The organism is Marinobacter caseinilyticus (assembly GCF_011074955.1).
Taxonomy (GTDB): domain Bacteria; phylum Pseudomonadota; class Gammaproteobacteria; order Pseudomonadales; family Oleiphilaceae; genus Marinobacter; species Marinobacter caseinilyticus.
Genome location: NZ_WUQJ01000018.1, coordinates 308,946 through 329,150, shown reverse-complemented (window position 1 = coordinate 329,150; position 20,205 = coordinate 308,946). Strand labels below are relative to the sequence as shown.

The window sequence follows — 20,205 nt, the reverse complement described above, 5'->3', positions numbered from 1 at the left end:
TCAACGTGTGCCTCACAAAAAGCGTCGGTTAACGGCGCTTCTCGTTGTTTAAGACATTCAATCGTTTGCAGTGCCATGTTTGAGGCAATAAATGCAACCGCCTACGCCTCCATTCTCCGGATGATAGCATCGCCAAACTCGGAGCATTTCAGCAACGTGGCATCCGGCATCAAGCGTTCAAAATCGTAGGTCACCGTCTTATCCGCAATCGCGCCCTCAACGCCTTTGATAACCAAATCCGCAGCCTCCGTCCAGCCAATATGCCGAAGCATCATTTCAGCCGATAAAATCAGCGAGCCCGGATTCACCTTGTCCTGCCCCGCATATTTGGGTGCCGTCCCATGGGTGGCCTCAAAGTTAGCAATAGAGCCACCCAGGTTTGCTCCCGGCGCAATGCCGATCCCCCCGACTTCTGCAGCCAAAGCATCCGAAATATAATCGCCATTCAGATTCAGCGTTGCGATCACACTGTATTCGTCCGGTCGCATCAGTATTTGCTGCAAAAAGGCGTCGGCAATCACATCTTTGATAATGATGTCTCGCCCGGTCCTGGGATTTTTCATCAGGTGCCAGGGGCCTCCATCCAATGGCTCAGCCCCAAAGCGCTCCACGGCCAATTCGTAACCCCAATTCTTGAAGGCGCCTTCGGTGAATTTCATGATATTGCCCTTGTGGACCAGGGTGACAGATGGACGGTCATTGTCGATTGCATACTGAATCGCTTTGCGGACCAAACGCTGTGACCCTTCTCTGGAAACCGGTTTGATACCAATGCCGCAGGTGTCGGGAAACCGGATATTGGTAACACCCATTTCCTCTCGCAAAAACCGGATCAACTTACCAACCTGTTCCGAATCGGCCTTCCACTCAATACCTGCGTAGATATCCTCGGAATTCTCCCGGAAAATCACCATGTCGGTCAGCTCCGGGTGACTCACCGGGCTTGGCACCCCCTTAAAGTAACGGACAGGGCGAATACAGGCATAAAGATCCAGCTCCTGCCTCAATGCCACATTCAGGGACCGGAAGCCTTCGCCGACCGGCGTCGTCAACGGCCCTTTGATACTGATCGGGTATTCCCGCAACGCCTCAAACGTTTCCTCAGGCATCCACTGGCCACTGCCGTAGGTTCGAACCGCTTTCTCGCCACAGTAAACCTCCATCCATGAAATCGACTGCTTGGCGCCATAGGCTTTTAAGACCGCCGCATCGACGACCTTTTTCATAACCGGTGTAATGTCCGCACCAATACCATCGCCTTCGATAAATGGGATAATCGGATGATTCGGAACATTGAGCGACAAATCGGCATTGACCGTTATTTTGTCACCATCAGACGGCACTGTAATTTTCTGAAATCCCATGAGTGTCTCCGCGGCAGTCAACCCAGTGTGATCGTACGTAATATAAACCGGCCAAGTCGGGCCATACTCAGGTGCGCTTGAGGATGTTAGAGTGACTTAAATTATAGTGAACATCGGTGGCTTTGGTAGCCGGCCAACAATGGCTGAGCGCTCCGCATCCGAACAACTTTCAGGGCTTACCTCAACAGGATCGTCTTCTGCGATGGCTACCTTGGTAATTCTCAACAAACCGTTCAACGTGCTGTGTCAGTTCACCGACGACCAAGGTCGTGAAACCTTGTCCCACTATGTCGATCGATCCGGGGTCTACCCTGCCGGGCGTCTTGATTTTGATTCCGAAGGCTTGGTTTTGCTGACCGACGATGGCCAACTACAACAGCAAATTGCGGCGCCCAGACACAAAATGACGAAAACCTACTGGGTGCAGGTTGAAGGCGACATTACCGATCAGGCTCTGCGATGGCTCGAAACCGGCGTCGAGCTCAAGGACGGCCTGACCAGGCCCGCAAGTGCAGCACGCATGGCGACGCCAACGTTGTGGCCCAGAAACCCGCCCGTGCGGGAGCGAAAAGCAATACCAACGAGCTGGCTGCAACTGTCCATCAAGGAAGGTCGCAATCGGCAGGTCCGCCGTATGACCGCCGCCGTCGGCTTCCCAACTCTCAGACTTGTCCGTTACCGCATTGGCGACTGGACCCTTGACGGCCTGGCACCCGGTGCCTCCCGAATGCTCGAACTGCACCTACCCAAAGCGACAACAGACACCCAAAGATCCCGCCGCCTGGAACGCTCGAACAAGCAAACCTCTAAAAGGAAACCACGATGACCTGGACCCCCCATGCTACCGTCGCCGTTGTTGTGGAAGATCATCTTGGCCGCTTCCTTCTGGTTGAAGAAACCAGCGCTGGCGAGGTAGTTTTTAACCAACCAGCAGGCCATATCGAGCCCGGCGAGCGGATTATCGAAGCCGCGCGTCGTGAAGCACTGGAAGAAACGGGCTGGCACGTGGAGCCAGAACAATTTATTGGCATGTACACTTACACTGCGCCTTCCAATGGCGTCACCTATTACCGCTTCTGTTTCGCCGCACGTGCCGTCTCGAAACTGACAGACGATCTGGACACCGGCATTATTGCCGCCCACTGGCTGAGCCTTGACGAGATTAAGACCCGCCACGTTCAACTCCGCAGCCCTCTGGTCCTTCAGTGCATAGAGGATTTCCGAAATGGCAGGCGGTTCCCGCTCGACATTATTGTGGAATCGCCCGTCTGAGTTGACGTGTTAATGGTTTCCCCAGCATTGGGTGCAGCGGTTGCCACGCGTCCGCTCTACAGGCTTGCCCGGAACCACGCCAGGCTCGTCATGGCGACAGACGCCGGCAGTATTCGGCAACGTCACGGGGCAATGATTGGGCCAGACAAAACACCTTCGAAAGTGATAGACTGCCGTGCTTTGCAGGGCGTGCCGGTGTCGACATATTCCCGGCAAGTTTTAACCGTCAAAGCACGAGTAACCGCATACTGAACCTATGATGAACAGAGCCTCTCAAGAAACCCGCGTGATAGTCGGCATGTCCGGCGGCGTCGACTCCTCAGTTGCAGCCTGGCTTCTGAAAACGCAGGGCTATGCCGTGGAAGGCCTGTTCATGAAGAACTGGGATGAAGACGACGGAACTGAGTATTGTACCGCCATGACGGATCTGGCTGATGCTCAGGCGGTGGCAGACCAAATTGGCATCAAGCTCCACACCGCCAGTTTCGCCGCAGAATACTGGGATCGGGTGTTTGAACACTTCATCTCCGAATATAAGGCCGGGCGGACGCCCAATCCTGACATTTTATGCAACAAGGAGGTGAAGTTCCGGGCCTTTCTGGACTACGCCGTCACCCTCGGAGCCGACTACATCGCCACGGGGCATTACACCCGCCAGCGCCCTTGTGCCGACGGTTCTGGAAAAGCCGAACTGTTGAAAGGGCTTGACCCAAACAAGGATCAAAGTTACTTCCTTCACGCCGTGTCCGGGGATCGTATCGCCCGCACACTCTTTCCAGTGGGTGAAATCGAAAAACCCGAAGTCCGACGGATCGCCGCCGAACAAGGGTTTGTTACCCACGACAAGAAAGACTCCACAGGTATCTGTTTCATTGGTGAGCGCAAGTTCCGGGATTTCCTAAAACAATTCATCCCTGCCCAACCGGGTGACATTGAAACGCCGGAGGGCCAGGTTATCGGCCGCCATCAAGGTTTGATGTATCACACCATCGGCCAGCGTCAAGGGCTTGGTATTGGCGGCCTTAGTAATCACGGGGACGACCCCTGGTACGTAGCCGAAAAAGATCTGAGCCGCAATGTCCTGATCGCGGTGCAGGGCAAACAACACCCGCTGCTGTTTTCACGAGGCCTGATCAGCGGCCCGATTGACTGGGTGGCCGGTCAAGCACCCGCTGAGCACTTTCGATGCAAAGCCAAGACACGGTATCGCCAGCCCGACCAGGATTGTGAGGTCGAAGTATTTGGCGATGGCCTCAAAGTTATCTTTGATGAGGGTCAGCGCGCGGTGACACCTGGGCAATCTGTTGTTTTCTATCGCGATGACGTCTGCCTTGGTGGTGGCGTTATTGAACACACATGGCGTGATGGCGAAGCCGAACCAGATGGCCGTCCCGTGCCACTTCAAACCGCAGGCAATCCCTCTTGAGCCGAACTATTCATGACCAAACGCTCGCTCTGGCCGGCGTTTTTCAGGCGGCAGCGCTCGTTCAGCAAATCGCCCATCAGGGCCAATGTTCACCGTCAACTTACGAGACCTGCGTACGATCACTGTTCGCCACCAATCCGGAATCCACGCTGGAAGTATTCGGTGAACTCAAGGATTTGCGTGAGGGTTTGAATGCCCTGGCCAACGGTTTGACCGAACAGAACAAAAAACTGGACATTGAGGTGCTGCGTTATGGGCTCAATCTGATCCAGCTTGAATCCAAGCTCAATAAGCGTTCGGACATGCTCGATATTCTGTCCAGCCGTATCGATCAGGCTCGACACACCGCCGGGCACTTCGGCTACGGCCACAGCAACCTGACCAGTAATCTGGCGTCGGTTTACACGGACACCATCAGCACCTTCAAACTGCGCATTCAGGTCACCGGCGACCCCAATCAACTGCGGGTGGAAGAAAATGCCGCCAAGGTCCGCACTCTTTTGTTGGCGGGCATCCGTTCCGCCGTTTTGTGGCGTCAAACCGGTGGCCGGCGCTGGAATCTGATCTTTAACCGCAAGAAAATTATTGAGACCGCACACGCGCTGGCGGAACAGGCAAACCAGTCGGTTTACGACTGATTCCCCTGCGCCGGTGGTGTATCATTAGGCTCCTTTTTTAACCGACTGGCTTTGAGTGCGGCAAGTTTGTGTCCGTCCAGGCCGTCACCCGTCATGAATTGAGAGGTTTTCGATGGAACTCACTGCCCTGACAGCCATTTCGCCGGTCGATGGCCGCTATGGAAACAAAGTTCGCGTCTTTCGCGAAATCTTCAGTGAATACGGCTTGATCAGAAACCGGGTGACGGTGGAAGTCCGTTGGTTGCAGCACTTGGCAGCCCACCCTCAAGTAACCGAAGTGCCGCCCTTTTCAGAAGCTGCCAACAGCGCCCTGAACACCATCGTCAGCGACTTCAGCCTTGAGGACGCCGGTCAGATCAAAGACATTGAGCGCACCACCAATCACGACGTCAAAGCCGTGGAATATTTTATAAAAAACAAGATTGCAGACGTGCCGGAACTGCACGCAGTGACTGAGTTTGTTCACTTTGCCTGCACCTCAGAAGACATCAACAACCTCTCCCACGCCCTGATGCTGCGGGAAGGCTTGGACCATGGTTTGTTGCCGGCCATGGACAGAATCACCGAACAGCTGACCGACCTTGCGCACGAACATGCCGCCCAGCCCATGTTATCCCGTACCCACGGTCAGACCGCCTCACCCTCCACCGTGGGCAAAGAGTTCGCCAACGTTGTCCACCGTTTACGACGTCAGCTCAAGCAAATTCGCGGCGTTGAACTCTTGGGCAAAATTAACGGTGCCGTAGGCAACTACAATGCGCACCTGTCCGCCTACTCCAACATTGACTGGGCAGCCAGTGCCAAGAGCTTTGTGGAAGGCCTCGGGTTGGACTGGAACCCGTACACCACTCAGATTGAGCCACACGACTACATTGCCGAACTGTACGATGCGATCGCCCGGTTCAACACCATTTTGATCGACCTGGACCGGGACATCTGGGGTTACATTTCACTCGGTTACTTCAAACAGAAGACGGTAGAGGGTGAAGTGGGCTCGTCGACCATGCCCCACAAGGTCAATCCCATTGACTTTGAAAACTCGGAAGGCAACCTCGGCATCGCCAATGCCCTACTCGGACATTTATCCGCAAAACTACCCATCTCCCGCTGGCAGCGTGACCTGACGGATTCGACCGTGCTGCGCAATCTGGGGGTGGGGTTTGCCCACAGCCTGATTGCCTACGAATCGACCCTCAAGGGGTTGGGCAAACTGGAAATTAACCCAACACGCCTGGACGATGACCTGAACCATGCCTGGGAGGTGCTGGCCGAGCCCATTCAAACGGTGATGCGGCGCTACAACATCGAAAAGCCCTATGAGAAGCTGAAGGCCCTGACTCGAGGCAAGGCGATGACACCCGATGTGATCCAGGCGTTTGTGGAGACTTTGGATATTCCAGAGTCAGCGAAAGCTGAACTCCGTGAGCTTTCACCGGGCTCCTACGCCGGTAACGCAGAAGATCAGGCACGGGCTATCTAGTTTATGGAACTCCCTGGCGGACTGCCCGCAGATGTGTTCCTGCGGGATTACTGGCAGAAGAAGCCTTTGGTAATTCGACAGGCGTTTCCGGGCATTATCAGCCCGGTTTCGTCCGATGAATTGGCCGGATTGGCCTGTGAAGAAGCCGTGGAGTCTCGCATCGTCATTGAAAACGAACGCGGTAAGCCCTGGCAGTTGCACAATGGGCCTTTTCCGCCCGAGCGGTTTGAAGAGCTTCCGGCAACTCACTGGACGTTGCTGGTACAGGGACTCGATCATTGGGTTCCGGAAGCGGCGGACCTGCTGGAAGCGTTTCGATTCGTACCCAACTGGCGGCTGGATGACATCATGGCCAGCTACGCGCCTGCGGGCGGCAGTGTCGGACCGCATTTCGACCAGTACGACGTCTTTCTACTCCAGGCCGAAGGGCACCGGAGATGGCAATTTGGCGGCCAATGCGACGAGGCCTCCCCGCGAGTCGACGGCACCCCGTTACGAATACTGAAAGATTGGCAAGGTGACGAGAGCACCACGCTTGCGCCCGGCGACATGCTTTACCTGCCGCCAGGTGTTGGCCACCACGGCATCGCCGAAGATGATTGCATTACCCTGTCCATTGGCTTCCGAGCACCATCCATCGACGACATCCTGACCGGCTATACCGATTTTCTATGCGGCCAGGCCACAGCCTCTGTGCCCCTCAGCGATCCGGCGCTGCAATGCCCCGAGAATCCGGGCGCAATCGACCAACGCACCATCGAGCGCCTTCAACAGGTAATCGTCCAGCAATTGGGGGACACGCAGCAACTGGCACTGTGGTTTGGCCAGTTCTCTACCGCTCCCAAAAATGCCAACATTGTTGTCCCGCCCGAGGCACCAATCACCCCCGAAGCATTGGCCGCGGAGATTGACGCCGGCGCCACGCTGAGGTGGAATGAAGGCTCGCGCTATGCGTTTTATTCGTTCGATCATGAAACAGCGCTGTTTGTCGATGGCGAACGGTACATGTTGCGTGGTGATGCTCAAGGTCTGGCACCTACCCTGTGCCGTGGTAACCGCATTGCCACCGTTGATGTGCTGGAGCTGATCACCGATAGTGCCCTGCTGGGCCTGCTGACCAACCTTTTCAATCAGGGAAATCTGACGCTGGAATGACACTGAAAATCCGCAAATACAGCTGGCAATTGGCTCCAGACGCGGTTAAAGACATTCGTCTGAGCGTGTTTATCGACGAACAGGGAGTCCCCCCTGAGCTGGAATGGGACGACACAGACGCCATTGCCGACCATTTTATTGCCTTGTTGCCGGACAACACCCCCGTGGCAGTGGCGCGGATGTATCCGTCAATCACCGACACGGCACACTTTGGCAGAATGGCCGTCGTAAAAACCTATCGCGGGCGGGGCTATGGCCAACGGCTGTTGCGTCACATGGTGACCGAAGCAGCCCCGGATTTTGACGATTTTTACCTGTCCGCTCAGGTAAAGGCCATTCCCTTTTACCAACGCGCAGGCTTTCACGTTTGCTCAGAGCCTTACGACGATGCGGGTATTCCACACGTGGATATGCGCTGCTTCGCACCGACGCTTGCCATCAATGCTCAACCGAACCTAAGACCCCGTCCGCTCGTTGTTGGCCAAGACAACGAGTCCTGGTTGTTCAGTTCCGAACGGGACTTCATTGCCCTCACAGACTCCATTGCCAGCCAGGCCCGACAGCGGCTCTGGCTTTATGACCGGCTTCTGGATCACGACCACTTCGATCGCCTGCGTTTTCGGGAACTGCTGTCTAACCTGGCCCGTCGCCACCGGCTGAGCGAGGTCAAGCTGCTGATTCATCACGACAAACCCCTGGTTCAAAGGCGCCATCAGATCATTGAATTGATGCGAAGGTTACCCAGCAAGATTCAGCTGCGACTGGTGAGTCCAGACCACCCCACTGATGACCGGGCCTTTATGATCGCCGATCGAGGGGCGCTGATCGTGCGCCATGGGTTTGACCAACCTGAAGGCTTCGCCAACTTTTCAGCCCCGGGCCACGTTAAGCGTCAGGCCGAGAGCTTCCAGCGGATGTGGGATGCCGGCAGGCCATCAGTAGAGTTGCGCCAACTGCCCCTGTGATAGCCATTAAGCGTCGGTGTCCAGCGCCTCGAATTGACGACCAAAGGGAGCAAATTCGGCGTCCACGTCTTCTGCGACCTCTACAATCAGACGCCGGAGCCATTGGTGATCAGCGTTATGTTGAAGCAGCGGGCTCCACGCCATTTTCAGTTCGAACGGTGGAATATCGAAAGGCGGCACTTTAACAACCAGGCCATCGTTGTCTTTTTGCAGCCAGGCCGCCCGGCTGGGCAATGTCGCGATTAAATCATGCTGCTCGGCAAGCAGCATGGCCACCTGATAGTGACGGGTGAACACCGAAATCTGTCGTTTACGACCCATCCGCGACAATGCCTCATCAACCCACCCAAGACGCTGGACGTCTTTTGGGTTAACACCGACGCCGACGCCAAAGCCGGTTTTACTGACCCAGATATGACTCGCCTCCAGATAGCTGTCCAACGTAAACCGGGCATTCAGAATCGGATTGCGGGCATTCACCAGGCAGGCGAAATACTCCGTCCACAGGGTTTTTTGGTGGAAAGACTGGGGGATGGTATCAAACCGATTAATCGCCATATCCAACCTGCCCTGCTCCACATCCAGAAAGCTGACATCACTGGGCGTTAGTACATCCAGTGTTACCTGGGGCGCTTCTTGCCGGATGCGCCGCAGTACTCTGGGCATCAAGCAGGACTCCGCGTAATCGCTGGCCATGATCCTGAACACGCGTTGACTGTCGATGGCGGAAAACGGCGTTTTTTGCTGAACGGCTTGTTCAATGTCCGATAGAATACTTCGTACCAAAGGCTGCAGTTCTGAGGCCCGTTCCGTAGGGGTCATGCCTTCGCTGGTCCGAACCAACAGCGGATCGCCGAACAAATTTCGCAGGCGGCGCAAGCCATTACTCATGGCGGGCTGGGTAATGCCCAAATGATTGGCGGATTTGGTAACATTCTTTTCTCGTAACAGAACATCCAGATAGACCAGTAGGTTCAAATCAACTCGAGAAATGTCCATTCGGGATCTTCTCACTTTCGGTAGGAGCGCCTGCGGCGCAAGCACTATTTTTTGTGTGAATATTAGATACACTATCAATAACGTAAATTAATTCACAAACTTTATTCTCGGGCGTAGCTGGAAAACAGATAACGGATTAACTCTCCAAATTCTGCTAATCTTCCTGATATTTGCCCATCAACGTGCGCCCACTCGCGAGGGCACCCCACTCCCCATTCGGATAAGGTAACGCTAAGCTGCATGGACACCACAACGATTGTTATATTTTTCGCAGTTATCGTATTGGTTTCGATCACGCTTATTGTGACCAGCCAATTGCGAGAACGGGCGAAGCTTGAGCGGGCCCGCAAAGTGACTGCGCTGGAAGATAGCTACAAGCGCGCCAATCGACTGCTTAATGAAATTCCCGGTCAGTACCTGACTCAAGACCTGAAACTGCTGTTGATTCTTCGACAGGAAGATATTTGCCGCCAGTTGATGACGCTCAAAACTCAGCTACCGGTCGCCCAGTGGGCAAGCGAAGCGCAACAGTTGAAAAAGCAGGTTATTGACGGCCAGGATCAGCGTGCGCCGATGAAAATCGACTCGCCGGACAAATCAACCTATGTAAAAGAGTTGCTGCAAAACCTGTTCAAAATGATCGAAGCGCAGCACAAAGCGGGGCGAATCGATAATGCAACTGCGAGGAAAAACCTGAAATTTGTCTTGTTTCTCGTCCACAAAACCCACGCTGACTTCCATGTTTTCCAAGCTCGGGACTATATTCGGCAGAATGAGCTGAGAAAAGCCATTCATGCCTATCACCTTGCCAGCACCGAACTTGGCAAATCGACTGACAACCCACTGGCAAAAAAAGCGGTGAAGAGCTTTCGTACTCGCATCAAAGAGCTGGAAGCCATGTTAGTGGAAGGCGAAGCGTCCGAAAGCGTTGAAAAGCAACAAAAGCTGGATAAGGAATGGGACAACTTTATGCATGAAGGCGATTGGAAGAAAAAAGCCGACTATGACGATGGCTAGCAACCCATACTGCCGTGCGCCTGCACGGTACCGATTACGAGACACAGGGATGTAACGCGCTTTGAGGACAGTATTCAGTAAACGTCTATCGTTCAGACTGACGCGAAATACCGTGGTGTTAGCCATGTTGCTGGGACTGGCCCTCAATGTCGTTCAAGTTACCCTGGACTTTTTCCATGCCCGCCACGCCATGGACGATGAGATTCGGGCGCTCATGGAGATCAGCCATAGCCCAGCCTCCCAAATTGCCTACAACATTGACGCCCGGCTCGCAGAAGAGCTGTTGGACGGACTGGTCAAACACCCAGCGATTGTCGATGCCCGCATTGTGGACCCGGAAGATCGTACACTTGCCGCAGCCAGCCGAAACAGCCCCGAATCCCGTTACCGCTGGCTGAGCGATTTATTGTTTGAACCCAGTCAATTCTACGCTGTGAATTTGAGGGTGCCCCAACTCGCCGAAATCCCCCTCGGGGAACTGGCTATTACCATCGATACCTACCATTACGGTACGGAATTTCTGAACCGGGCCGGCTACACGGTTGTTAGTGGCTTCGTGAAAAGCCTGGCGCTCTCCATCATGCTGCTGTTTGTTTTCTATTTTCTGCTCACCAAACCCATGCTCAAAGTCATTGAGGCGCTGAGTGAGGTCGAGCCTGAGGCGCCTGAAAAGGCTCGCCTTCCAGTCCCCCACAGCCACGAGCACGATGAAATAGGTCAGATGGTTGCCATCATCAATCAACACTTGGACACCATTGACTCTAGCCTGGACCAGTTACGCGACGCCCAGAGCACCATGAAGAACTACTCCGGCAAACTGGAGAAAGAGGTTGAAGACCGCACGCGGGAAATCTCGGATAAGAACGATGCCCTGCAACGGGGTAACCGCGCCCTGATTCGAGCGAAAGAGGACGCCGTTCGACGGGCTAGATCCCGCGCTAACTTTCTCGCCAGCATGAGCCATGAGATCAGGACGCCCCTGAACGGCGTACTGGGCATGCTCAGCCTGGCGCTTGAAGGCGAACTGGACCCCGGGCAGAAAAATCGGCTGGAAATTGCCCAGAATGCCGGTCAAAGCCTACTGGGGTTGCTCAACGACATCCTCGATATTTCCAAAGTCGAAGCCGGCAAGCTCAACCTGGAAACCATTCCGTTCAAGTTACGCGAGCTGGTTGAAGAGTGTGCGACGTTGCATGCGCAGCAGGCTCGCCTGAAAAATATCCATTTGGTGACGGACATCGACTCCGCCCTGCCGGAAGTCTTCCTGGGCGACCCGACCCGCACCCGTCAAATCATAAACAACCTCATGGGCAACGCCATCAAATTCACCAATCAAGGCGAAGTCCGCATCCAGGCCCGGCAGATCGGGGGCAATGCCCGCATAGATATTATCGACACCGGGATCGGCATGTCCGACGACGGCATGCGCCGAATATTCACACCATTTTCCCAAGCCGATACAGACACCACGCGTCGATACGGTGGCACGGGCCTGGGACTGACACTTTGCCGTCAACTGGTGGAACGAATGCACGGCCAGATCATGGTTGAGTCAGAAGAGCGGCGCGGTACTCATTTCACTGTCCTCCTGCCACTGCCTGTCCATCAGACCGACGATTCATCCTTTCAGATGCCGGAGCAAGTGATCCGATCGGGTGCCGTGCTTATGATTCCACACGGAAACCCTCACAGACTGCCACTGGAGCGCCAATTGGCGGCCTGGAATATCTGCATTCATGATGCCGCCATCGAAGTGGCGGAAGGCTCTCCGCAAGACAGCCAACCTATCTTGTTTGTAGACCCCAACGATCCGGGGGCACGCTCCAAGGCGAAGCGCTGGCCCGCGCAACATGTGATACAGCTGGAGGAGATATCCAAAGAACACAGCCAGGACACTTGGCTATCATTGGCGCTGCCGCTACGCAGAAATGAGTTATATCGCTGCCTTTGCACTGCCGTTGGAGAACCCATACCGCAACGCGAAGCGGAACCTGAAACCGGCGACATCACCCATGCACTGCATCTGTTGCTGGTCGAAGACAACCGTGTCAATCAGATTGTGGCCAGCGGAATTCTGAAAAAATTGGGCTACACAGTTGATCTGGCAGAGAATGGAGAACGGGCACTAGGGGCTCTCGGCAAAGCGCATTACGACATGGTGCTCATGGATTGCCAGATGCCGGTGATGGATGGGTACGAAGCGACCCGGCGGATTCGTTGCAATCCAGATTGGCAGCACATACCCATCATAGCGGTCACGGCCAACGTGATGCAGGGTGACAAGGACGACTGCATATCGGCAGGCATGAACGATTACATCACGAAACCCTATGACAAGCGTGACCTGAAAACGGTCATCGAACGCTGGTCTCATCGGCGTCCTCAAGACTCTGAAGCAGACTCTTGAGCTCATCACGCAGCGCCGCCACCCGTGCCGGATCGAGCCCGCTGCCCCCCAGCAACTGGCCTGGCACAGTGCGGGCCTGCTCGCGCAGTGCGCGACCTGAATCCGTTAACGTAATCACCACCACCCGCTCATCCTGATCGCTTCGGATGCGCCGCACCAAATGCCGCACCTGCAGCCGCTTGAGCAGCGGCGTAAGCGTGCCGGTGTCCAGTCGAAGGCGACGCGCAAGGTCCGAAACTCGGACTCGAACACCCGCCCCGTCCGCTTCCCACAATACCAGTAAGACCAAATACTGTGGGTAAGTCAGGTTCAGCGTCTTGAGCAGAGGCCGATAGCGGGCCGTGACGGCCCTGTTCGCCGCGTACAAGGCAAAGCAGACCTGATTGTCCAGCGCCAGCACATCGACATCAGTCATCGCTTAAAGCAGTTTTTCGATGTCGTTGCGAATCGATTCCGGCTTCGCCGTTGGCGGGTAGCGCTTTACCACCTGCCCGTCTTTATTAACCAGAAATTTGGTGAAATTCCATTTAACCTTCTCGGACCCCAGCAAGCCTTTAGCCTCGGATTTCAAGAATTCATACAGAGGATGGGTATTCGGCCCATTTACTTCAATCTTGGCGAACATCGGGAAATCGACGCCGTAGTTCAAACTGCAGAATTGGCTAATAGCATCGTTATCGGCAGGATCTTGATTCATGAACTGATTGCAGGGAAAACCCAAGACATTAAAGCCTTTGTCCTGGAAGTCCTTGTAAAGCTTTTGTAGGCCCTCAAACTGGGGTGTAAAGCCACACTTGCTGGCGGTATTCACAATCAGTAGCACCTGGCCCTGGTAGTCGGCCAGAGTGTGTGTGTCACCGCTGATGTCCTGTACGTCGATGTCATAGAGTGTTTGCGCTGTCATTACCGTCTCCTTTATATTTTTAACAATTATATTGTGCGCAATCTATCAGCGCAATGAAGAACGGATCGATACCGCGCTATTTATCGGCAAACTCTTATGCCAATACGCTTTTTTCATCACAAATCATCACTATTGCACTGTTGTCTGCCAGCCCAGCTCCGCTAGAATGGGGGTTTGACCAATACATTCAGGATCTTTCCGTTTATGAAGAACTACATGAAATCCGCCAAGCTCGATAACGTGTGTTACGAAATACGTGGCGTAGTTCTCCGGGAAGCGCGTCGTCTTGAAGAAGAAGGTCACCGCATCCTCAAACTCAATATCGGCAACCCTGCGGCCTTTGAACTCGATGTCCCTGAAGAAATACAACAGGATGTGATCTATAACATGCATTCCGCACAGGGATACGTGGAGTCCAAAGGTCTGTTTTCGGCCCGGAAAGCCGTGATGCATTATTGCCAGCAGCGAGGCATCGACAAAGTCGACATCGATGACATCTATCTCGGCAATGGCGTCAGCGAAATGATCGTTATGTCCATGCAAGCCCTGTTGAACACCGGCGACGAGGTGCTTATCCCGGCCCCGGACTACCCACTCTGGACCGCCGCCGTGACGTTGTCGAGTGGCAAACCGGTCCACTATCGTTGCGATGAGCGGCAAGAATGGTACCCGGACATTGATGACATCAAGAGCAAGCTGACCTCACGTACCCGGGCGATTGTGTTGATTAACCCCAACAACCCGACCGGCGCGGTTTACCCAAGGGAACTGCTGGAGCAAGTCATTGAAGTTGCCCGCCAGCACAACCTGATCATCCTGTCCGATGAGATTTATGACAAGATTCTGTACGACGGCATCGAGCATCTACCTACGGCTTCACTGGCTGACGACGTGCTGTTTTTCACCTATAACGGTCTGTCCAAAAATTACCGTGCAGCGGGTTACCGGTCCGGTTGGATGATCATCAGTGGTGCGAAACACAAGGCCAGAGACCTGATTGAAGGCATCGACATGCTAGCGTCCATGAGACTGTGCGCCAATGTGCCAGCGCAACTTGCTATCCAGACCGCCTTGGGGGGGTATCAGTCGATTAATGATTTGGTCGCGCCCGGGGGGCGGCTGTATGAACAGCGGGAAACGGCCTGGTCGTTGCTTAATGATATTCCGGGGGTGAGCTGCGTAAAACCCAAAGGTGCCCTGTACCTGTTCCCTCACCTTGACCCCAAGCGGTTCCCAATCCAGAACGACGAGCGCCTGGTTCTGGATCTGTTGCTCCAGGAACGCATTCTTCTGGTTCAGGGATCGGCATTTAACATCGATGACAAACAACATCTGCGTGTTGTGTTCCTACCACGCGAGGATTCACTGGAAGACGCCATAAAACGGCTTGCGCATTTCCTTTCGACGTACCAGCAGTAGGGGGTGAGGACGGACGATGGCCGATATTCATATTGAAGAATTTTACAAGGACGCGGCAATCGCTCTGGTGCAACTGTACAATGCCTTCCCCCGCCGAGTCGATTTGTATGTGGAAGACATCGCGGGGCCGGACGAACCGGACGAGTTTGGTCTGCACAGCCGGCGCCACATGGCGGGGTTTGGCACCCTGTTATGGCTTGGAGAGGAAAACTTCCTGCGCTATATCGACACCATACGGCAGGACGCGCTCGGTCAGGCGGTCCTGACCCAGGCCGCATTTATCCGGCTCAGCGCGCCGGCCAGCGCCACCCTGGCAGCGGAGGTGGCACCCCGTGCACTTGAATCGGCTGCCAAGGCCCCACCCACGGTGCAGGAAGATTTTTCCACCCACATCCACCTCCTTCGGGAAGCCCTATCCCATGGCAGCTCAGCCCGTATCAGCCGGATTGCCCGGGCGACCCTGTTTGACCGCGCAACACCCAAGGCCGAAGACCATTAAAATGCAGTTAGCCTGTTGAAGGCGGCGCTGGTCGCCCTCACCTACTGAGTAATGTTGACCACGACGTTTTAATTCCAGCCCGAGAGGAATACCCCATGCGAATCTTGCTGTTTTTGGCAACCAACCTTGCGGTTTTGCTGGTTGCCAGCATCACCCTGCGAGTACTGGGCGTAGACAGTTATCTGACGCAGTACGGTATTGATTACCAATCGCTACTGATATTCGCCGCCATCTTCGGTTTTGCCGGCTCATTCATCTCACTGCTGATATCCAAACCCATGGCGAAGTGGAGCACCCGGGCCAAAGTGATCGAAACACCTCGCACCCCGGCCGAGCGCTGGCTTCTAGAGACGGTCGCTCAACTGGCCAGACAATCAGGCATCGGAATGCCGGAAGTGGCCATATTTCCGACCGCCCAATCCAACGCCTTTGCCACCGGCTGGAACAAAAATAACGCCTTGGTCGCGGTCAGCGAAGGCCTGATGCAACGCTTCAGCAAAGACGAAATCCAGGCAGTCCTGGGTCACGAAATTGGTCATGTGGCAAACGGCGATATGGTCACGCTGACGCTGATCCAGGGCGTGGTCAACACCTTTGTGATTTTTGCATCCCGTGTGATCGGATCTTTGGTCGACCGACTGATCTTTCGCAACGAGAGTGGCCATGGCGTTGGCTTTTTTGTGGTTAGCATGGTCGCCCAAGTGGTTCTTGGCATACTCGCCAGCACCATAGTGTTCTGGTTCTCTCGCCGCCGGGAATTCCGCGCCGATATTGCCGGCGCGCAGCTCGCCGGACGAGGCGCCATGGTGAATGCCCTGGAACGCTTGCGAAAAGAAAGCGAACTGCCGGATCAAATGCCCGACTCCCTGCAGGCGTTTGGTATTAACCGGGGTGCCCGCGGCGGTATAAGCGCCCTGTTTATGACCCACCCGCCCCTGGAAAGCCGGATCGCCGCACTGAAAACCGTCGATCTTACCTGACGCGCCTGTTACGGACGGCCACAGTACACCTCGCCCTCGGCCGCAAGCCTTTTTGTGGCCAACGGTTAATGACCGTTTGGGATTGGTGTTATGAGTCCATAGTCTGATAGCGACAATGGCTGTATGACGCCATAATTACTGCCGGGTTTACCGTCCAGCGTCATATTTCAGACATATTGGCCAGATATTCTGCGATGGAAACCTGGAGGAACACAATGACGGAGTTAACCAATATGATGCAGGAACGGCAGCAGTCAGAACCTTGGATGAACGGCGCAGCCATCGTGTTATCTGATGGCCGGGAAGTGCCCATCACCGATACGATGGTCCGCAAATCTCTGGATGCATTGACTCACTCGGGGCCTGACGACCAGGCGGCCGCCAAAGACGCATAACCCCCGCGCGTGGGCCTCAGAGCTTCAGTTTGAAGCCCAACGCTTTAAAGCTGTCCTGAAGTGCACGACTGGTGCCCTTGAGTTGAATTTTCACACTCGAAAATTCGCGCCTGACTGGGTAGTCCCGGCGTAGTGCGTCAAATCCAGTACTACGTTCGGGTGCATCAAGCGTGAGCAGCCGTCGCAGACGCACATCGTCCCGCCGCGGGTCATAGCAGGCCCTAATAGCGATGCTCGCGGCATCCGGCGCTTGGGCGGAACTGGTAAAGGCCAGCTTGCTGAGGGCCGGTTCGGGCAAAAACTGACCGCTTTGTTTGCGCGCCGGCAAACCCAGGAACCGGCACAGTGACCGGTATATAACCTCCGTGCCCTTCACCTTTCCTTCCAGGCTATACCCGGCAACATGCGGGGAGGCCAGCCAGGTCTGACGCAACGTTTCAGGGTTGACCGCAGGTTCATTTTCCCAGACATCAAGCGCCACTAAAGGCGCATCCGGCTCGGCCAGACACGCCAGCAAAGCCGTTTCGTCAATCACTTCCCCCCGGCTGGAATTGATCAACAACTGCTCCGATGTCAATTTCGACAGCCGCTCGGCCCCCATCATATGAAAAGTAGGGTAGTCACCCTTTCGGGTCAGCGGCGTGTGCAGGCTGATTACATCGCAGGTCAGCGCTTCATCCAGACTCACAAACTGGGTCCCGGAATCCTCGTCATCTTGTGCCCTGGGCGGATCACAGACCTTAACGTCGAAGCCGAGTTTGTCCAGCGTACGCCAAAGCGCACCGCCGACGTTACCGGCGCCTATAATTCCTACGCTGAGTGTCGTCCAATTGTTTCGCCCTGAACGCTCAGCGAACAATGACAATACACTCAGGATGTACTCAACCACGCTATTCGCATTACAACCGGGCGCGCAGCCAAAGGTAATACCGGCCCCAGCAAGATAATCCAGATCAACATGATCGGTGCCGATCGTTGCAGTGCCAACAAACTTAACCCGACTGCCCTCAAGCAAGGTCCGGTTAACCGTGGTGACTGAACGAACCAGCAGAATATCAGCGTCACGCACATCCTCTGACGTCATTCCGCGCCCAGACACCTGCCGGATCTCACCAATATCCTCAAAAAAGGCATCCAGCAACGGAATGTTCTCATCAGCAACGATTAACATAATAGTATCCGGTTATTCCGTTAGGCTCTGCGTTGTCGAGGGCGTTGCTGATTTCGAGCCGGGGGCCGGCGATTCGAACTGCGACGGCGAGCAATGACGGGCTTTAGCAGCGGCGTCATGAGCTCTTCTTCGGGCACGCTTGAGGTTAGCTTTTGGCCAATATAGGACTCAATCGCTGGCAGCGAGAAAGCGTCGTCCTCACTGGCAAAGCTGACAGACGTTCCCTCCTGGCCTGCTCGACCGGTTCGCCCGATACGGTGAACGTAATCCTCGGCGTTGTCGGGCAGGTTGTAGTTAAACACGTGGGTCACGCCATCAACGTGAATACCTCGACCCGCGACATCCGTCGCCACCAGCACCTGAATATCGCCGCGCTTGAACTGCTCAAGGGTCTTAAGGCGCTTGTTCTGGGCAATCTCGCCCGACATCAATGCCGTTTTTATGCCTTGGTTGCGCAAATCCTCATCCAGATCCCTGCACTGATCCCGGCGATTGGCAAATACCAACGCTTTATCCACACCACCCTGCTGAAGGTAATTCACCAGCACCGTTAGTTTTTCTTCACCGCCCACAAAGTAGACCGTTTGTTTAACTCGCTCAGCGGTCTTCTGCTCAGGCTCGATTTCCACAAATTCCGCATTACGTGTCCACATAGAAGCCAGATTGAGCACATCCTGATTGAACGTTGCGCTGAACAGCAGTGTCTGACGCTCTTCCTTGGGCGTGCACTTGCGGATAATGCGTTTTACGTCGGGAATAAAGCCCATGTCGAGCATTCGGTCTGCTTCGTCCAGAATCAGCAGGTCCAGCTGATCCAGGAACACATCCTGTGAGCCGAGAAAATCGATTAACCGGCCCGGCGTTGCTACCAGGATGTCGACCACTTCATTTTGCAACTGGTCACGCTGTTTGTCGTAATTCATGCCACCGACCACGGTCACGACATTGTGGCCCGTATAGCCACAAAGCTGCTCTGCGTCCTTGGCAATCTGCATCGCCAGTTCCCGGGTCGGCGCAAGGGCGAGGATCCGCGGCTCGGACGCGAAGCGATCGGCTTCGGGAATTGGGTTTAACAGCATTCGCTGAATGGCATTTATCAGGAACGCCGCGGTTTTCCCGGTTCCGGTTTGGGCCTGACCAATCAGGTCTTTACCGGAAAGAGTGAATGGTAGCGTTTCTGCCTGAATGGGGGTGCAATACTCAAAACCAATATCGGTTATGGCATCCCGTAAACGTTCATCAAGCCCAAGGTCTATAAAACGGGTTTTGCCCTCTATAACCGGCACTTCCAGTTTTTGTTCAGGCGTTCGGTCTCTCTGTGCTGACACGGATATCTCCACAGCCCGAAACCGGACTGATAATTCAAGTTTAATCGACGGCTGATTGTCACGGCTTATGCCATGTTCTCATCAAGCCTTGTCGGCGGACTGGGTCAGCCATTCTTGGTTAAAATGGCGCTGTCTCCCGTAAAAAACCAATAGCGTTTGATGGAAAAGCGCAGCGCGTGCCGGTAAGCCTTGAGTTAAATAGACGTTTGCCTGACTCCGAACCTGTTGGCGAAAGGCACACTCATCAACCGCGCCTTTGCCCGACAAGTTATCCACACTAATATGGAAACGCGTACCCGCCGCGACTGAAAACAACCATTCAAGAGCCTGAGGCTTGACCTCAACTTTCTCAAAAGCTTGCTGCTGTTCCACTGAACGACCATCGGGGCTATACCAGTAACCATAGTCAGGAAGCGTGCGGCGCTGTTGTCCCGCGATACACCAGTGGCTTACCTCATGCAATGCGCTGGCAAAATAATCGTGGGCAAACACTATCCTGGCGAGGCTATCGGCTCCTTTCGCAGGACAGTATTCTGGTTCTTCGCCGCCTTTGACCAACAATGTTCGGCATGATTCCCGAAAAAGGTCATTGAACAGCATGATAAGATCATCTGAATGGTGGCTCATGCGGCGACTATTGTGCGACTTTACCGCCCGCAATACCAGTGGGAACTTTTTTTGACTCCGGCCATCAACATTACACTTTGACACTTGAACAATCACTGCCTGGCGATGACAATTTGTTTCCAATGTCAGTGCCTTGGCTCAACAGGCCCGTCGGCTCCA

General features: G+C 54.7%; 20 protein-coding genes. 13 read left to right on the top strand and 7 right to left on the bottom strand.

The features are described from left to right. Positions 1-101: 101 nt before the first annotated feature. Positions 102-1,364: an NADP-dependent isocitrate dehydrogenase gene (gene icd, locus GRX64_RS08280; protein WP_166265851.1), complete on the bottom strand. Its 1,263-nt coding sequence runs from the start codon at positions 1,362-1,364 to the stop codon at positions 102-104. Between the two features lie 202 nt (positions 1,365-1,566). Here icd and GRX64_RS08275 point away from each other — a divergent pair, with 202 nt between their 5' ends. The 7 genes from GRX64_RS08275 to GRX64_RS08245 all read left to right on the top strand — a co-directional run bounded on the left by GRX64_RS08275 (position 1,567) and on the right by GRX64_RS08245 (position 8,300). After that, the gene (locus GRX64_RS08275) at positions 1,567-2,190 is read left to right on the top strand and encodes a pseudouridine synthase (RefSeq protein ID WP_166265848.1); all 624 of its coding nucleotides are present in this window, start codon (positions 1,567-1,569) and stop codon (positions 2,188-2,190) included. Continuing rightward, positions 2,187-2,636: an NUDIX hydrolase gene (locus tag GRX64_RS08270; RefSeq protein ID WP_166265845.1), complete on the top strand. Its 450-nt coding sequence runs from the start codon at positions 2,187-2,189 to the stop codon at positions 2,634-2,636. Before GRX64_RS08275 ends, GRX64_RS08270 begins: the two co-directional genes overlap by 4 nt. A gap of 256 nt (positions 2,637-2,892) precedes the next feature. Next, positions 2,893-4,062, top strand: coding sequence for a tRNA 2-thiouridine(34) synthase MnmA (gene mnmA / locus GRX64_RS08265; protein ID WP_427901649.1), 1,170 nt, complete (start codon positions 2,893-2,895; stop codon positions 4,060-4,062). Further along, positions 4,059-4,700, top strand: a complete 642-nt coding sequence (gene hflD / locus GRX64_RS08260) for a high frequency lysogenization protein HflD (RefSeq protein WP_166265842.1) — start codon at positions 4,059-4,061, stop codon at positions 4,698-4,700. The genes mnmA and hflD overlap by 4 nt, the downstream gene beginning before the upstream one ends. 112 nt (positions 4,701-4,812) lie before the next feature. Continuing rightward, complete coding sequence (gene purB / locus GRX64_RS08255) at positions 4,813-6,180, top strand: adenylosuccinate lyase (protein ID WP_166265839.1); 1,368 nt, start codon at positions 4,813-4,815, stop codon at positions 6,178-6,180. Between the two features lie 3 nt (positions 6,181-6,183). After that, positions 6,184-7,335: a cupin domain-containing protein gene (locus tag GRX64_RS08250; RefSeq protein ID WP_166265836.1), complete on the top strand. Its 1,152-nt coding sequence runs from the start codon at positions 6,184-6,186 to the stop codon at positions 7,333-7,335. After that, entirely contained in the window at positions 7,332-8,300 is a 969-nt protein-coding gene (locus GRX64_RS08245) for a GNAT family N-acetyltransferase (RefSeq protein ID WP_166265833.1), read from the top strand. Before GRX64_RS08250 ends, GRX64_RS08245 begins: the two co-directional genes overlap by 4 nt. A 6-nt stretch (positions 8,301-8,306) precedes the next feature. On the opposite strand, the gene GRX64_RS08240 is transcribed toward GRX64_RS08245, so the two are convergent. Continuing rightward, complete coding sequence (locus GRX64_RS08240; protein ID WP_166265830.1) at positions 8,307-9,299, bottom strand: LysR family transcriptional regulator; 993 nt, start codon at positions 9,297-9,299, stop codon at positions 8,307-8,309. Between the two features lie 240 nt (positions 9,300-9,539). On the opposite strand from GRX64_RS08240, the gene GRX64_RS08235 reads away from it, so the two are divergent. Then, a complete protein-coding gene (locus GRX64_RS08235; RefSeq protein WP_166265827.1) occupies positions 9,540-10,316 on the top strand; it encodes a hypothetical protein in 777 nt (258 codons plus the stop codon). Between the two features lie 124 nt (positions 10,317-10,440). Next, positions 10,441-12,723 carry a hybrid sensor histidine kinase/response regulator gene (locus tag GRX64_RS08230; RefSeq protein WP_166265824.1) on the top strand — a complete coding sequence of 761 codons (2,283 nt, stop codon included), beginning with the start codon at positions 10,441-10,443 and terminating at the stop codon, positions 12,721-12,723. Here GRX64_RS08230 and GRX64_RS08225 read toward each other — a convergent pair. Continuing rightward, complete coding sequence (locus GRX64_RS08225) at positions 12,671-13,138, bottom strand: MarR family winged helix-turn-helix transcriptional regulator (RefSeq protein WP_166265821.1); 468 nt, start codon at positions 13,136-13,138, stop codon at positions 12,671-12,673. The genes GRX64_RS08230 and GRX64_RS08225 overlap by 53 nt on opposite strands. Before the next feature lie 3 nt (positions 13,139-13,141). Then, entirely contained in the window at positions 13,142-13,627 is a 486-nt protein-coding gene (locus GRX64_RS08220; RefSeq protein WP_166265818.1) for a glutathione peroxidase, read from the bottom strand. A gap of 204 nt (positions 13,628-13,831) precedes the next feature. Between GRX64_RS08220 and GRX64_RS08215 the strand changes: the two genes are divergently transcribed. The 4 genes from GRX64_RS08215 (at position 13,832) to GRX64_RS08200 (ending at position 16,920) form a co-directional block, all read left to right on the top strand. Next, positions 13,832-15,046 (top strand): pyridoxal phosphate-dependent aminotransferase, encoded by a 1,215-nt coding sequence (locus tag GRX64_RS08215; protein ID WP_166265815.1) that lies wholly within the window; start codon positions 13,832-13,834, stop codon positions 15,044-15,046. Positions 15,047-15,062: 16 nt separating this feature from the next. Beyond that, a complete protein-coding gene (locus GRX64_RS08210; protein ID WP_166265812.1) occupies positions 15,063-15,545 on the top strand; it encodes a hypothetical protein in 483 nt (160 codons plus the stop codon). 95 nt (positions 15,546-15,640) lie between these two features. Beyond that, on the top strand, positions 15,641-16,525 hold the full coding sequence (gene htpX, locus GRX64_RS08205) for a protease HtpX (protein ID WP_166265809.1): 885 nt from the start codon (positions 15,641-15,643) through the stop codon (positions 16,523-16,525). Positions 16,526-16,740: 215 nt separating this feature from the next. Then, the gene (locus GRX64_RS08200) at positions 16,741-16,920 is read left to right on the top strand and encodes a PA1571 family protein (RefSeq protein ID WP_166265806.1); all 180 of its coding nucleotides are present in this window, start codon (positions 16,741-16,743) and stop codon (positions 16,918-16,920) included. Between the two features lie 16 nt (positions 16,921-16,936). Here GRX64_RS08200 and pdxB read toward each other — a convergent pair whose 3' ends face one another. From pdxB to GRX64_RS08185, 3 genes are all read right to left on the bottom strand, one after another. After that, positions 16,937-18,091, bottom strand: coding sequence for a 4-phosphoerythronate dehydrogenase PdxB (pdxB, locus tag GRX64_RS08195; RefSeq protein WP_166265803.1), 1,155 nt, complete (start codon positions 18,089-18,091; stop codon positions 16,937-16,939). Between the two features lie 20 nt (positions 18,092-18,111). Continuing rightward, positions 18,112-19,383, bottom strand: a complete 1,272-nt coding sequence (locus GRX64_RS08190) for a DEAD/DEAH box helicase (protein ID WP_166266078.1) — start codon at positions 19,381-19,383, stop codon at positions 18,112-18,114. Between the two features lie 117 nt (positions 19,384-19,500). Continuing rightward, positions 19,501-20,019 carry an elongation factor P hydroxylase gene (locus GRX64_RS08185; RefSeq protein ID WP_282433942.1) on the bottom strand — a complete coding sequence of 173 codons (519 nt, stop codon included), beginning with the start codon at positions 20,017-20,019 and terminating at the stop codon, positions 19,501-19,503. Between the last annotated feature and the right edge of the window lie 186 nt (positions 20,020-20,205).